Source organism: Paraburkholderia sp. J7, from assembly GCF_905220155.1.
Classification (GTDB): domain Bacteria; phylum Pseudomonadota; class Gammaproteobacteria; order Burkholderiales; family Burkholderiaceae; genus Paraburkholderia.
On sequence record NZ_CAJMYZ010000007.1, the window covers coordinates 268,714 to 283,011 of the forward strand.

Sequence of the window (14,298 nt, forward strand, 5' to 3'; positions counted from 1 at the left end):
GCAACTCAGGTTAATCAAGGGAGGACGGGATGCCGGTCATCGAATCGAAGCTCAATCCGCGCTCGGAAGACTTCAAGGCCAATACCGCGGCACTCGAAGCGCTCGTCGCGGACCTGCGCGAGAAGATCCAGAAGCTGTCGCTCGGCGGCGGCGAGGCCGCGCGCGACAAGCACCTCTCGCGCGGCAAACTGCTGCCGCGCGATCGCATTGCGCAACTGCTCGATCCGGGCACGCCGTTTCTGGAGTTCTCGCAACTCGCGGCTTACGGCATGTATAACGACGACGCGCCGGGCGCGGGCATCATCACGGGCATTGGCCGCATTGCCGGCCAGGAGTGCGTGATCGTTTGCAACGACGCCACGGTGAAGGGCGGCACGTACTATCCGGTCACGGTGAAGAAGCACGTGCGCGCGCAGGAAATCGCGCAGGAAAACAACCTGCCGTGCGTGTATCTCGTCGATTCGGGCGGCGCCAACCTGCCGAACCAGGACGAGGTATTCCCGGACCGCGATCACTTCGGCCGCATTTTCTACAACCAGGCGAATCTGTCTTCGCAGGGTATTCCGCAGATCGCCGTGGTGATGGGCTCGTGCACGGCTGGCGGCGCGTATGTGCCGGCCATGAGCGACGAGTCGATCATCGTGAAGAACCAGGGCACGATTTTCCTCGGCGGCCCGCCGCTCGTAAAAGCGGCGACGGGCGAGGAAGTGAGCGCCGAGGACCTGGGCGGCGGCGACGTCCACACGCGTCTTTCCGGCGTGGTCGACCATCTCGCTCAGAACGACGCCCACGCGCTGGCAATTGCGCGTTCGATCGTCGGCAATCTGAACCGTACGAAAACGCCGCCTGTTGTGCTGCGCGAACCGCTGCCGCCGCGCTTCGACGCGAAAAGCCTCTACGGCGTGATTCCCGTCGATACGCGCAAGCCGTTCGACGTGCGCGAGGTCATCGCCCGCATCGTCGACGACTCGGCTTTCGACGAATTCAAGGCGCGCTACGGCACCACGCTCGTGACCGGCTTCGCGCACATCTGGGGCCACCCGGTCGGCATCATCGCGAACAACGGCATTCTGTTTTCCGAGTCGGCGCTCAAGGGCACGCACTTCATCGAACTGTGCTGCCAGCGCAAGATTCCGCTCGTGTTCCTGCAGAACATCACGGGCTTCATGGTGGGCCGCAAGTACGAGAACGAAGGTATTGCGCGCAACGGCGCGAAGATGGTGACGGCGGTGGCCACGGCCAAGGTGCCGAAATTCACGGTCATCATTGGCGGCTCGTTCGGCGCAGGCAATTACGGCATGTGCGGCCGCGCGTATTCGCCGCGTTTCCTGTGGATGTGGCCGAACGCGCGCATTTCGGTGATGGGCGGCGAGCAAGCCGCATCCGTGCTCGCCACGGTGCGCCGCGACGGCATCGAAGCGAAGGGTGGCACGTGGAGCGCCGAAGAAGAAAATGCATTCAAGCAGCCGATTCGCGATCAATACGAGGTGCAGGGCCATCCGTACTACGCGAGCGCACGCCTTTGGGACGACGGCGTGATCGACCCGGCGCAAACGCGCGACGTGCTCGGCCTCGGCCTTTCCGCCACGATGAATGCGCCGATCGAAGAGACGCGCTTCGGCGTGTTCCGCATGTGATGCATTGAGGACGAGAACAATGCAATACGAAACGCTCACCGTAGACATCGTCGGACACGTGGCGACTGTCACGCTCAATCGCCCGGACGTGCGCAACGCGTTCAACGAGACGATGATCGCGGACGTCACGGCGGCTTTCACGGCGCTCGGCGCACACGACAACGTGCGCGCGATCGTGCTCGCCGGCAATGGCAAGGCCTTTTGCGCAGGCGCGGACCTGAACTGGATGCGCAAGATGGCCGGCTATTCCGACGAGGAGAATCGCGCCGACGCCATGCGTCTCGCGCAAATGCTTTCGGCGGTCTATCGCTGTCCGAAGCCGGTCGTCGCACGCGTGCATGGCGACGCCTATGCGGGCGGCATGGGTCTCGTTTGCGCGGCGGATATCGTCGTAGCCGTGGAAACCGCACACTTCTGCCTTTCCGAAGCGCGCCTCGGCCTCATGCCCGCCACGATCGCGCCTTACGTGATCCGCGCGCTTGGCGAGCAGGCATCGCGCCGCTACTTCGTCACCGCCGAAGCCTTCGACTGCGCCACCGCGCAGCGGCTTGGCCTCGTGAGCGAAGCCGTGAGTGCGCAAGCACTCGACGCCACGGTGCAACGCATTACCGAAACGCTTTGCACGAACAGCCCGAACGCCGTGCGCGAGTGCAAGCAGCTCGTGCAGGACGTCGCGGGCCAAACGATCGACAACGCGTTGATCGAAGACACCGCCGTTCGTATCGCGCGTATTCGCGCGAGCGAGGAGGGGCGCGACGGCGTCTCGTCGTTCCTTGAAAAGCGTACGCCGCGCTGGCGCGATCAATAAGGCAAGAAGCAGGAAACGAAGCGAGGACAGCACATGTTCAACAAAATCCTGATCGCCAACCGCGGCGAGATTGCATGCCGGGTGGCGGCTACGTGCAGGCGGCTCGGCGTGAAGAGCGTGGCCGTGTACTCGGACGCCGACGCGAACGCCAAGCACGTCGCGGCCTGCGACGAAGCCGTGCATATCGGCGAAGCGGCCGCTGCGCAAAGCTATCTGCGCTTTGAGCGCATTATCGAAGCCGCACGCGCCACAGGCGCTCAGGCCATTCACCCCGGCTATGGCTTTCTTTCGGAGAACGAAGACTTTGCCCGCGCATGCGAAGCGGCGGGCATCGCCTTTATCGGGCCGCCGGTCGAGGCAATCGCCGCCATGGGCTCGAAGGCGGCCGCGAAAGCGCTGATGCATGCGGCGGCCGTGCCGCTCGTGCCGGGCTATCACGGCGACGACCAGGCCCCCGCGCTCCTGCAGCGCGAGGCGGACGCAATGGGCTACCCCGTGCTGCTCAAAGCAAGCGCGGGCGGCGGCGGCAAGGGCATGCGCGTGGTCGAGCGCAGCGAAGATTTCGCGGCGGCGCTCGCTTCGTGCAAGCGCGAGGCGGCCAGCAGCTTCGGCAACGACCGCGTGTTGATCGAGAAGTACCTCATGCGGCCGCGCCATGTCGAAGTGCAAGTGTTCGCCGACAAGCACGGCGGCGCGGTCTACCTGTTCGACCGCGACTGCTCGGTGCAGCGCCGTCACCAGAAAGTGCTCGAAGAAGCACCCGCGCCGGGTCTGGCAGACAACGTGCGCCGCGCCATGGGCGAGGCGGCCGTGGCCGCGGCGCGTGCGGTGCATTACGAGGGTGCGGGCACCGTCGAATTCATCATGACGGGCGCCGACTTCTACTTCATGGAGATGAACACGCGCCTGCAGGTCGAGCACCCCGTGACGGAAATGATCACGGGCCTCGATCTCGTCGAATGGCAATTGCGCGTGGCCGCGGGCGAGCCGCTGCCGCTCGGGCAGTCGCAGCTTACGATCACGGGCCATGCACTCGAAGCGCGCATTTACGCGGAAAACCCGGCGCGCGGCTTCCTGCCCTCCACAGGCACGCTCAAGCATCTGCGCATGCCCGAGGGCGTTGAGTTCCGGCTCGGCGACGCGGGCCAGCGCGCAAGCGTGCGCATCGACAGCGGCGTGCGTGAGGGCGACACCATTACGCCGTTCTACGATCCGATGATCGCCAAGCTGATCGTGCACGGCGCGACGCGCGACGACGCGCTGGCACGCATGGAGCGTGCTCTCGAAGCGTGCGAGGTGGTCGGCCCGCATACGAACGTCGAATTTCTGCACCGGCTCGTGACCTGTGAGCCGTTTGCGAGTGCCGATCTCGACACGGGCCTGATCGAGCGTAACCACGACGCGTTGTTCTCGCCGCAGCAGAAGCCGGTTCGCGAAGCGGTTGCGCTCGCGTGTGCGGCGCTGCTTGGCCGCGAGGGCGGCCTGACGACGGGCACGTCGCCGTGGCAGTCGCTTTCGCATTGGCGCTTGAATAGCGGCTTTTCGCAATCGCTTGCTTGGCGCGACGTCGAAAGCGACACGGCGTTCGCCGTGGCGCATACGCATGACGGCAGCGAACAGACGCTCGCTTATGCCGGCCACGCGGCGCGTTACACATGGTGGCGCGGCGACGGCGCGGACGAGTACGGCGCGACCATCGGCGACAAGCACGTAAAGGGTCGCGTATTCATCGACGGCGACGTGTTTCATGTGTTCTGCCTCGGCACGGCAATGGCGTTCGAGTGGCAGAACCTGCTCGCGCACGCCGCCGACGCGGAGCACGGGGAGGGCCGCCTGACCGCGCCCATGCCGGGCAAGGTGATCGCCGTGCTGGTGGAGCCGGGCGCCGTGGTCGAAAAAGGCACGCCGCTCATCGTCATGGAAGCGATGAAGATGGAGCACACAATCGGCGCACCGGCGGCTGGTAAGGTTACCGAAGTTTTGTACGGCGTAGGCGACCAGGTGGCGGACGGCGCGCAATTGCTCGTGCTCGAAGCCGCTTGACGATGCTTGATGAGAGATGACTGGCTGGGCCAATGAGTTCTTTCCGGTTTCCCTGTAGCCGGAGAGCGACGTGAGAGTTTTACCCTGGGGCGCTCTGTTATGGCGGAGCGCCCTTTTTTTCGCTTGCGGCCAGGAACCGCTCAGCGTTGTTTCTCATGCGCCGCAAGCAGTTCCCGATGCCGCGTTTCGGTATCGTCGTCGGCTGGGAACATGCATTCAAGGCGCAATTCCTGAGCGGCGACGTTTTGCGGCGCGCCCACGCTTGTCACCATCGAAAAATAGCGAAGCACGCTGCCGTTGCTGATGAAACTCAGTGGAATGACTGGCATGCCAGGCGTGCTGCTCGATCCGTGATGCGCTTTCCAGTCGCCCGGCACGCCGGGATATGCAAGCAATTCATCGAGAAGCATGCGGGTTTCGTCGTCGATCACGCGGCCAACCGCTTCGCGATAGACACGTTGCAACAGGCTTCGCGAAACGTTCTCCCAGTCTGCAAGGAAGGGGCGCAGGCCCTGAGGATCGAACATCAAATGCAGCATGTTGCGCCGGCCCGTGCGCGCCGCCATGTCGATGAAGTGGCCGAAGAAGCGCGGCGCGGCGTCGTTGGTCATCAGCACGTTCCAGTGCCGGTCCATGACGATGGCCGGATACGGATCGTGCTGACGAATCACGCGCTCCAGCGCCCGCACGACGTGCTGCATTTCCTGCGCGTTCCATGGGGCTTCCGAATAAACGGGCGCGTAGCCGGCAGCGAGCAGCAGGGCGTTGCGCTCGCGCAGCGGCACGTCGAGTGTCTGTGCAAGGGCAAGCAGCGTGTCACGGCCCGGCACGCTGCGCCCGCTTTCGATAAAGCTGATCTGCCGCTGGGAGATCCCCGCATCCAGCGACAGATCGAGTTGACTCACGCCACGCGCATCCCGCCAATAGCGCAGCAGGGTGCCGAGTTCGCTTTGCGGCGCGTGTGGGACGGCTCGCGTGGGGTTCATCGGTTCTCCTTAGTTCAAGTGAGCAACGATAGCGGACTCACGCCGCGTTCGCACGCCAGGCAAATGGTTCGAACTGCGCTTCGAGCGCCGGGTGTGTCACGCTCGCCACGTAGTTCGTGATGGCCGATGCGGCGACCACCGCGATGACCTCCAGCGTCTGCTCGGCGCTGAACCCCGCATCGAGAAAGCGCTGCTGGTCTTCGCCGGAGATGCGGCCGCGCTTTTCGATCAGCGTGCGCGCAAGCGTCGACAAGGCAGCCAGTTGCGCGTCGGCCGGCAGGCGGCCGTGGCGCATCGCTTCGACGTCGGTGCGACTGACGCCTTCCTTCAAGGCTAGCGCCGTATGAAACGCAACCGGCCATTCGGCTGCATTCGTGACGGCGTTGGTCAGCAGCAGTGTCTGGATCTGCGGCTCGGTCAGGCTGCTCGAGTGGACACGCTGGAACACGCTGAAAAAACCGCCGATCAGCACGGGCGAGTTGGCCATCTTCGCCGCGATGTTCGGGATCATGCCGAACGTCTGCTGCAGTTGCTGGAGCACGGGTTGCGATTGCGCGGGTGCGGACTCGATCGTGTGTTGAGGATAGGTGGACATGCTGACTCCTGGGCGTTGAGCGCCACCGGATTGGCGACGCGACAGCCGAAGAGTAGAAGCGACGGCGCGCCGCGCCAATTACATGCCATGTAATAGCGGCGCTGCAGTGAATCGCGCGCTTTGGCGTGCAGGGTTGGCCGCGTTTTCGAACGCGCATTTCTCAGGAAAACAGTGCGATCATGTGTGCAGGCTTTTCGGCAGACCTTTCAGGTCGAACCTTGGGACGCCTGTCGCCGAGCCGACTCCCCACGCGGGGAGATGCGGGGTCGGAGTGCAAATCTTCGGCAACCCACCATGGCCATACCACCGCTCTACCAGACAGGTGAGGTCATCATGCTTGGTGTTCGTAAAGCTGTGTTCCCGGTGGCGGGAATCGATATGAGCTTTCTGCCCGCAACGAAGGCGAGCCCGAAGGAAATGCTGCCTGTTATCGACAAACCGCTCATTCAATACGCTGTGGAAGAAGCGATAGCCGCAGGCATCACGGAACTGATATTCGTCACGGGCCGCGGAAAGCGTGTCATCGAGGATCATTTCGACAAGTCCTACGAGGTCGAACATCGGCTGAGGGCGCGAGGCAAGCAGAATCTTGTCGAACTCGTGCAGGACATCAAGCCGGCCAACGTGGAGTGCATCTACGTTCGGCAAGCCGAGCCGCTTGGTCTTGGCCACGCGATACTCTGCGCAGAAAAGCTGATTGGCGACGAGCCGTTTGCAATCGTGCTCGCTGACGATCTGCTCGACGGAACGCCCCCGGTGCTCGCGCAGATGGTGCATATATTCAGCCACTACGATTCCTCGGTTCTCGCAGTCGAGGAATTCGATTCGCGAGAGTCCACGACGCACGGCGTGATCGATGGCCGCCATTGGGACGAACGCGTGATCAGCGTCAGCCGCATCGTCGAGAAGCCATCGCCCGAACTGGCGCCGTCGAGCTTCGGCGTTGCCGGACGTTATGTGCTCATGCCAAGCATCTTCGAGCATTTGCGTTCGGTGAAGCCCGACTTGAATGGCGAGATCCAACTCACGCCCGCCATCCATTCAATGCGCGAGGGGGAGCAGGTGCTGGCCTACGAGTTCGTTGGCAAGCGCTACGACTGCGGCACCAAGCTCGGCTATGTTCAGGCGACGGTTGATTTCGCCCTGCGGCATGCGGAATTGCACGAGACCTTCGACGCATGGCTGCGCGAGCGCGTTGGCGCGTTGCAACTGGGTGCGTGGGCACCGGTTCCGATGCTCAACCAGCTGGCTCCGGGCGTGCAGGAACTCGCGCACTGAAGTCATGCCAGGTTGCATAGGAGAATTGAACGATCCGTGCGAACGTGCAGGCTCCATTGCAGGGTTTCATGCTATCTGGATGGAACCCGATGATTCCGCCCTTTTTCAAAGGTGATGCGAGGAAAGGAAAGGTAAGAAACGTTGCAAGGTTCCGCCCGCCCCGCTGCTTTAAAATCGCGGCATGAACCCCAGCGTCCTCATTGTCGACGACGATCCCGTCGTGCGCGACCTGCTGAGCCGTTTTCTGCGCTCGCATAACTTCGATACGGCCGTGCTGCACGACGGCGTCCACCTCCAGCGCCGCCTCGAGCGCGAACGTCCGTCCATCGTGGTGCTGGACATCATGATGCCCGAGACCGACGGCCTCGAGGCCATCGCCGCCCTGCGCGCGGCCGGCGACGACATTCCCGTGATTTTCGTTACGGCGCGCGGCGCGGTGAGCGATCGCATTCGCGGGCTTTCGCTGGGCGCGGACGACTATTTGCCGAAGCCCTTCGATCCGCACGAACTGCTCGTGCGCATCCAGAACATTCTGCGCCGGCGTGGCCCGTCCACCGCGAGCGCGCCGGAAGCGCGCCGGCGCTACCGGTTCGGCGATTTCGAACTCGACTTCACGATGCGCACGCTCTCCTGCGGCGACACGCAAATCCCCTTGCGGGAAAGCGAATTCGCGCTGCTGAAGGTATTCGCCACGCATCCCTACAAAGTGCTTTCGCGCACGCTGATCCACGATATCGTGCACCGCGACGAGCGCGAGTTTCACGAACGCAGCCTCGACGTGCCGATCTGGCGCCTGCGCCGCGTGATCGAGGCCGATCCGTCGAATCCGCGCCATATTCAAACGGTGCGCGGCAAGGGCTATGTATTCGTGCCGGATCCCGCGAATTATTCGGAGGCGCACGGCGCAGCAATTCAGTGAGAAGTCCGTTGAATACGCTGTTCGGGCGCATGGCGTTGCTCTCGACGGCGGTTTTGCTTTCCATGCAGCTTGGCTGGTTTTTGCTGCTTGCCCGCCAGCCGCCGCGCCATGAAGTCGACGGTTTCGCACGCGGCGTGCTGCTCGCGCTGCGCGTGGCCAGCGAGGAGCACGTCGGTGGCGGCACAGTGCCGCCACCCGTGCATCTGGGCGGCTCTCTCGAGCCGCAGAAGGACGGCGACCTGAGCGCCGTGCTGCGCGTGCACCGCGTGCCGGTGTGGAACGTGCCCAAGGACGTTCATTTGCACGAACCGACGCGCCGGCCGCTAGTCGACTTGACGCGCCATCTACGCGAACAATTGCCGCCCGGCACGCAGTTCGCCGTGGACGATGGGCGGCCGCCGCAACTATGGGTGCGCTTTCCGGGCAGCACGACCTGGGTCGTCGTGCCCGTTGATATTCCGCCGCCGCCGCGTTTCGTCATCGAAGGAATCTCGATGCTGCTGGCAGCGCTTACGCTGTCCTTCCTTGCTGCCTGGCAGATCCAGAAACCGCTTGCGAGTCTCGCACAGGCGGCGCGCCGGTTCGGCACGGGTGAGCGCATTGCGCCGCTCGAAGGCAAGGGGCCACGCGAACTGCGCGATGTGAGTACGTCGTTCAACGACATGATGCGCTGTGTGAACGAGGCCGAAGACGACCGCGTGGTGATGCTGAGCGGCATTGCGCATGATCTGAAGACCCCGCTTACCCGGCTGAAACTGCGTGCGACGCTGATGGCAGAGGAGTCGGAGCGCAACGGCATGCTGCGCGACGTCGACTCGCTCACCCACATCGTCCAGCAGTTTCTGGAGTTCGCGCAACAGTCGCCCGACGCGGGTAGGCTGCTGAGCGTCGATGGCTTTCTGCAAAGCCAGTTTGGCAATCCTGACGAAATCGAGGGCGGCAACGGGCCGCTATTCGTGCTCGATTTGCGCGCTGGCCCCCGGTTCAAGCTGCCGCAGGTGACGTTGGACCGGCTCGTCACGAATCTGGTCGACAACGCGCTCGAGTATGGCGCACCGCCGGTCGAAATTTCGACGGCGATCGAAAGCGGATCGTGCCGGATAAGCGTGCGCGATCACGGCGCTGGTATCGAGCCCGAGCGGATTCCGGCGGCCATGAGGCCGTTCGTACGTCTGAGTGCGGCGCGTGGCGGCGAAGGCCATTGCGGTCTCGGGCTGGCCATCGTCGCGCGGCTCGCGCGCGACTGCGGCGGCCATTGCGACGTCGAGAATCATCCCGAAGGCGGCCTGCTCGTGCAACTCAGCTTTCCCGTCAACCACACCTGATACGCCAACACGAAAAAAGCGCGCCGAGCCCTCGCGGACCGGCGCGCAAACAAACGTACCAACGCTTGAAAAGCGGGCGCTTGTGGACGGATTGGGGTCAGGCCGTCGTGCTCACGAACAGGCCGCTCGCCGCGCCCGGGCCCTGCTGTTGCAGGTTGCTTGCGAGCGTCGTGAGGAATTGCTGAAGCTCGGACGTCGTGTCGCTTGTGGAACTGCTCGACGATGCGCCCATGGCCGTCAAGAGGTTCTGGAAGTCGGACGTCAATTCGCTGTCCGAACTGCTGCTGCTCGATGTGCTGCTTGACGCGCTCGAATCGGATGACGTGCTGCTCGAATCCGAGGAAGCCGAAGTAAGCGACTGCGCGAGGTTCGAGATCGCCGAGGCCAGATCGTTACCGTAGCCGCCCGCCGACGAGGGCGGCGGAGGCGGCAGCGGAGGCATCATCGCGGCTGCGCTGCTCGTATCGCTCGACGCGGACGACGTGCTGGAACTCGAAGAACCCGAAGCCGCGCTCGTCGCAGACGCAGCGCTTGCCGACGAAACCGTGCTGCTGTCGCTGCTGTCGTCCGTGCCCGTCACGGTGGCGCCGCTTTGTTGCGCGGCGGCCTGGAACAGCGCGCCGAGGAATTGCTGAAGCGCGGCGGCCAGTGCATCGGGCGAAGTGGCCGACGTGCTCGACGTCGAAGCGGTGGTGCTCGACGACGAATCGGAACTGCCGGCGCTAGCGGAAGCACTGGCCGTGCTGTCGGTCGTGAAGCCGAGCGACGAGAGCGCCGAGGCGATGGCGGCAACGAGCGGATTGACGTTGTTAGAGTCCGACGAGGCGTCCGAGGACATGGGCATGCCCGGCGTCTGGCTGTTGCTTGTGGTTTGTCCGTCTGCCTGGTAAGCCGCCCAGGTGGAATACAGCGAGTTTGAGTTGGATAACGCGCTTATCGACATGTTTAACCCCCCGGTAAATGTGCGATATGGTCGATGCTCGACCGAGATGGCTGGTCAGGCCACTCAGTCGGCGCAATCGTATGTCGCCTTTCGCCGCAGGGGGTGGCTTTGTAATTGGAGGAAAGGGTTCTGGTAAGAATCTCGCGTAATCCTTACCTTTCCTTTCCTGGGCGGCAATCAGGCCGCTTCGTCGCGCACCGGCGGCGCAAAACGCAGCGCCACGGCAATGCGGTTCCACGCATTGATATTTGCCACGGCGGCGGTCAAGAACGCCATCTGTTCGCCGGGAAATTGCCGCGCAACGTCGTCGTAAAGCGCATCGCTCACGCCTTCATGGAGTTTCGCGCTCAGCGCCTCGGTGTAGGCCAGCGCGGCGCGTTCACGCTCGCTGAAGCATTCCTGCGCCTCGTGCCATGCGGCCACGAGATCGAGCTTGACGCGCGGCACGGCTTTTTCGCGCGCAATGTTGAGGTGATACTGAATGCAGAAAGCACAGCCGTTGATTTGCGAGGCGCGGATTTTCAGCAACTCGGTGAGCGGCTTTTCGAGCCCGGAAGCATCGACCGCCTTGCTCATGGCGGAGAGCGCGGCGGCCACGGGGGCGGCGTCGCGCACGAAGGTTTCGTAAGCAATACGAGTGGAAGCGCTGGACATGACTGGACCTCGCGAAGTTTGGCAGTTAATATCAGAGCACGAACATCATATTCGAACTCTGACATTATGCGCAAGACAGCGAAGAATGACCCGGCCATGAAGAGGGGCGAGCCCGTGAGCGCCATTCCGGAGGTCGGTGAGGGCAAGCGCGGCGAGGCGGGCTATTTCGGCTACTTGCTGCGCCAGGCGGGTGCGGCGCACCGTTTGCGCATGGAGCGCGCGCTCGACGATATCGGCATTACGCCGCCGCAGTTCGTCGTGCTGACGATGCTGGCCGCGTACCCCGGCATTTCGGGCGCCGATCTCGCGAGGCTCGCGGCGCTCACGCCGCAAACGGTGAGTGTGATCGTCGCGAATCTCGAACGCGGCGGCGCAATCGTGCGTCGGCCGCACGCGGTGCATGGGCGCATTCAGCAGATCGACGTGACCGAGGAGGGCGAGGCGCTGCTCAAGCAGTGCCGCTCGCGTGTAAAGAAGCTGGAGGCGCGCATGGCCGCGGGCTTCACGGCCGAAGAAGAGCAGGTGATACGGCGCTGGTTAGTGAGCGTCGCGCGCGAGGACGACGCCGGCTAAGTGCTACTGCGAGGCGCTTTTCTCCTGCGCGAGACTGCACGAATGGTCGAGCAGGCCTTCCGCCGTTCCTGTTCCGCCATCGACATCGAGCCCGCTGTTCACGACGAGCCAGCCGTTGCGCTGCGCATCGGGGCCTGCGCCCGTCACGAGTATTGTCTGCACGGCCATGGTCTGTTTCGGGCCGAGATCGCGCTCGACTACGCGGAACGGGTTGTTACGGTCCGAGAGGCTCGTCACGCGCGTAACACGGTAGCGCGAGCCGTCGAGCGTCGTCCAGCGCCACGTGCCCGGCGCGATGTCGCCATACGGCGCGAGCGCTTTCGTAATGTCGGGGCGCATGCAATCGACGTGAATGTGCAGTTGATTCTGCGTGCGGCGCTCCGAGGAGTTGATCTCCAGGCCGAGCTGGTTGCCGGCGAGCGGCATGCCGAGTTTCGCTTCCACAAAGCGTCCCGCTCCCCATGCGCCTACCCAGTACTCCGGCGCGCCGCCGTAAAGAATCTCCGGGCTTTCGATGCCGGCCACGCGGTCGGTGGGAATCACGAGATATTGCGCGCGGCCTGCGATGTCCTTGAGCACGGCATAGCGTTTCTGGAAGTCGACGGTGGTGCAGGGGCCGGGCTGGCCCTTGTCGCGCATGTTCGGCACGCACTGGCCGCCCACGACTTTCCAGAGACCGTTGGAGTCGACCGCGGAGAGGCGCACGCAGGCGCCCGTGGCGGCGAGCGCAACGACTGCGGCCGTGGCCACGGCGAGGCGGGACATCCGTACGAAAGGGGCAAGGCGCAGGGATCGCATCGGCACGAAGGGTCTGGATTCATTCGATCAAACGCGCCGCGATGCGAGCCTGCCCACGTCGCGGCGCGACGCAGCGCGCAGTGTAGCGCAATGCCGGTGACAGTCACGAGGCTCGCGGCGACGAGCAGCGCGATCACTGAGTTTTGCGCAACGAATCCGGCGTTCATACGACGTGCCTCGCGATCCAGCACGTGAGGAACGACGCCACAAAGGCCGCGACGAACTTGCCAGGTTGCGTCGTCGCCTCAAATTTCAGGCGCAGGCAGCGTCCCCAGAATCGCTTCGAACGCGAGCCCGATCGCGAGCAGCCGGCGGTCGCCGCCGGCCGGTCCGTCGAGTTCGAGACCGACTGGCAAGCGCGCGTCGATAAGGCCCGCCGGGAGCGCGAGGCCCGGAATGCCGGCGTTGCTCGCGGGATCGGTGTTGCGCAGGTACGCCTCCAGTTCGTCGATCGGCGCCGCGCCGTCGATCGACACGCGAGACGAACCGTTCAGCTCGTCGATCGGCACGGCGGCGAGCCGCGTCGTGGGAAAGAGCAGCGCGTCGAGGCCGCTAGCGGAGAAGGTCTGTGCATAGAGCTGCTGCAGGCGCGGCCGCCACACGGTCATCGCGCCGTGGTAGTCGCCGCCGCGCGCGTCGGCGAGCACGGCGTCGTAGGCCGCGCGCACGTCGGGGCTCGCAATACGCGCGGCGACCTCGGCCACGGTTTGCGCGGGCGCGTGGTTCGCAACGAGCCACGCGGCGAGATCGTCGATGGGCTCGTGCAGCGCGATCGCGTAGCTCACGCGGTCGTTCAGCGCGAGCAGCTCGCGCATTTCGACAGGCACGAGCGTGACGCCCGCGGCTTCGAGCTTCGCGAGCGCTACGCGCGCCACATCTTCGAGCGCGGTTTCGAGGCCTTCCCACAGCGGCGCGGGCAGGCCAATGCGCAGATTCGGCACGGCGGCAGGCGAGAGCGGACCGTGCCCCGTGATCACGGCGTCGAGCAGCGCGACATCGGCAACGGTGCGTCCCATTGGCCCGACCGTGTCGCGCGTATGGCTGATCGGCACGACGGCTTGCGGGTCGTGATAGCGGCGCTGCGTGCCGCCGTCGCCCACGCTCGGGCGCAAACCGACGATGCCGCACAGCGCGGCGGGAATGCGCGTGGAGCCGCCCGTGTCGGTGCCCAGTCCCGCGGGTACGATGCGCGCTGCGATGGCGGCCGCCGTGCCGCCTGACGAGCCACCAGGAATTCGTTCGGGATCCCAGGGGTTGCGCACGGGCCCGGCATGCGGCGCGAGATTCGTGCTGGTGATGCCGAATGCAAGCTCGTGCATGTTGGCTTTGCCGAGCACGATTGCGCCGGCGTCGACGAGGCGCTGCACCGAAGGCGCGTGACGCGCGGGCAGGAAGCCTTCGAGCGCGGGCGTGCCCGCCGAGGTTTGCAGACCGCGCGTATTGATGTTGTCCTTCACGGCCACGGGCAGCCCCGCAAGCGGCAGGCGCGCGCGCTCGCCTGGCGCTAGCGCGTCGATGCGTTGCGCGGCTGCGAGCGCGCCTTCCACGTCGAGCACGGTGAACGCGTTGAGGTTGGAGAGCGCTTGTGCGCGCGCGAGCAGCGTGGCGACGTAGTCGGCGGCCTTCAGTTGTCCTGCGTGGATGGCCTCGACGGCTTGCGTCGCGCTCAATTCCAGTTGCTGGTCGACAGTCCAGGTCATGCGGCGTTCTCCTCGTGCGGCCATGTGGCCATGCACACA

13 protein-coding genes are annotated in these 14,298 nt (G+C 64.6%); 7 read left to right on the forward strand and 6 right to left on the reverse strand.

Going from position 1 to position 14,298, the window contains the following annotated elements:
* Positions 1-29 precede the first annotated feature (29 nt).
* Genes U5A58_RS14435 through U5A58_RS14445 form a run of 3 tightly spaced genes read left to right on the forward strand, consistent with a single transcriptional unit; the run spans position 30 to position 4,488 of the window.
* Positions 30-1,637, forward strand: a complete 1,608-nt coding sequence (locus tag U5A58_RS14435) for a carboxyl transferase domain-containing protein (protein ID WP_321911415.1) — start codon at positions 30-32, stop codon at positions 1,635-1,637.
* A 19-nt stretch (positions 1,638-1,656) separates the two neighbouring features.
* Positions 1,657-2,445 (forward strand): enoyl-CoA hydratase/isomerase family protein, encoded by a 789-nt coding sequence (locus U5A58_RS14440; protein WP_321934113.1) that lies wholly within the window; start codon positions 1,657-1,659, stop codon positions 2,443-2,445.
* A 33-nt stretch (positions 2,446-2,478) separates the two neighbouring features.
* Positions 2,479-4,488 (forward strand): acetyl/propionyl/methylcrotonyl-CoA carboxylase subunit alpha, encoded by a 2,010-nt coding sequence (locus U5A58_RS14445; RefSeq protein WP_321961906.1) that lies wholly within the window; start codon positions 2,479-2,481, stop codon positions 4,486-4,488.
* A gap of 140 nt (positions 4,489-4,628) precedes the next feature.
* Here U5A58_RS14445 and U5A58_RS14450 read toward each other — a convergent pair whose 3' ends face one another.
* Positions 4,629-5,474 (reverse strand): helix-turn-helix transcriptional regulator, encoded by an 846-nt coding sequence (locus U5A58_RS14450; protein ID WP_321961907.1) that lies wholly within the window; start codon positions 5,472-5,474, stop codon positions 4,629-4,631.
* Positions 5,475-5,511: 37 nt separating this feature from the next.
* Complete coding sequence (locus U5A58_RS14455; protein ID WP_321961908.1) at positions 5,512-6,069, reverse strand: carboxymuconolactone decarboxylase family protein; 558 nt, start codon at positions 6,067-6,069, stop codon at positions 5,512-5,514.
* A 333-nt stretch (positions 6,070-6,402) separates the two neighbouring features.
* Here U5A58_RS14455 and galU point away from each other — a divergent pair, with 333 nt between their 5' ends.
* The 3 genes from galU (at position 6,403) to U5A58_RS14470 (ending at position 9,591) form a co-directional block, all read left to right on the forward strand.
* Positions 6,403-7,347: a UTP--glucose-1-phosphate uridylyltransferase GalU gene (gene galU, locus U5A58_RS14460; protein ID WP_321961945.1), complete on the forward strand. Its 945-nt coding sequence runs from the start codon at positions 6,403-6,405 to the stop codon at positions 7,345-7,347.
* 181 nt (positions 7,348-7,528) lie between these two features.
* Entirely contained in the window at positions 7,529-8,266 is a 738-nt protein-coding gene (locus U5A58_RS14465; RefSeq protein ID WP_028202613.1) for a response regulator, read from the forward strand.
* Positions 8,263-9,591 carry an ATP-binding protein gene (locus U5A58_RS14470; protein WP_321961909.1) on the forward strand — a complete coding sequence of 443 codons (1,329 nt, stop codon included), beginning with the start codon at positions 8,263-8,265 and terminating at the stop codon, positions 9,589-9,591. The genes U5A58_RS14465 and U5A58_RS14470 overlap by 4 nt, the downstream gene beginning before the upstream one ends.
* A gap of 97 nt (positions 9,592-9,688) precedes the next feature.
* Here the strand turns inward: U5A58_RS14470 and U5A58_RS14475 are convergent, their stop codons facing one another.
* Both U5A58_RS14475 and U5A58_RS14480 read right to left on the reverse strand, forming a co-directional pair.
* Positions 9,689-10,429 carry a hypothetical protein gene (locus tag U5A58_RS14475; protein WP_321961910.1) on the reverse strand — a complete coding sequence of 247 codons (741 nt, stop codon included), beginning with the start codon at positions 10,427-10,429 and terminating at the stop codon, positions 9,689-9,691.
* 282 nt (positions 10,430-10,711) lie between these two features.
* Positions 10,712-11,188, reverse strand: a complete 477-nt coding sequence (locus tag U5A58_RS14480; protein WP_321961911.1) for a carboxymuconolactone decarboxylase family protein — start codon at positions 11,186-11,188, stop codon at positions 10,712-10,714.
* Between the two features lie 66 nt (positions 11,189-11,254).
* Between U5A58_RS14480 and U5A58_RS14485 the strand changes: the two genes are divergently transcribed.
* Positions 11,255-11,761, forward strand: a complete 507-nt coding sequence (locus tag U5A58_RS14485; RefSeq protein WP_415774225.1) for a MarR family winged helix-turn-helix transcriptional regulator — start codon at positions 11,255-11,257, stop codon at positions 11,759-11,761.
* 3 nt (positions 11,762-11,764) lie between these two features.
* Here the strand turns inward: U5A58_RS14485 and U5A58_RS14490 are convergent, their stop codons facing one another.
* Together U5A58_RS14490 and iaaH are read right to left on the reverse strand one after the other, a co-directional pair.
* Positions 11,765-12,526, reverse strand: a complete 762-nt coding sequence (locus U5A58_RS14490) for a CDP-diacylglycerol diphosphatase (RefSeq protein WP_321961913.1) — start codon at positions 12,524-12,526, stop codon at positions 11,765-11,767.
* A 278-nt stretch (positions 12,527-12,804) separates the two neighbouring features.
* On the reverse strand, positions 12,805-14,259 hold the full coding sequence (iaaH, locus tag U5A58_RS14495) for an indoleacetamide hydrolase (protein WP_321961914.1): 1,455 nt from the start codon (positions 14,257-14,259) through the stop codon (positions 12,805-12,807).
* Positions 14,260-14,298: the final 39 nt, after the last annotated feature.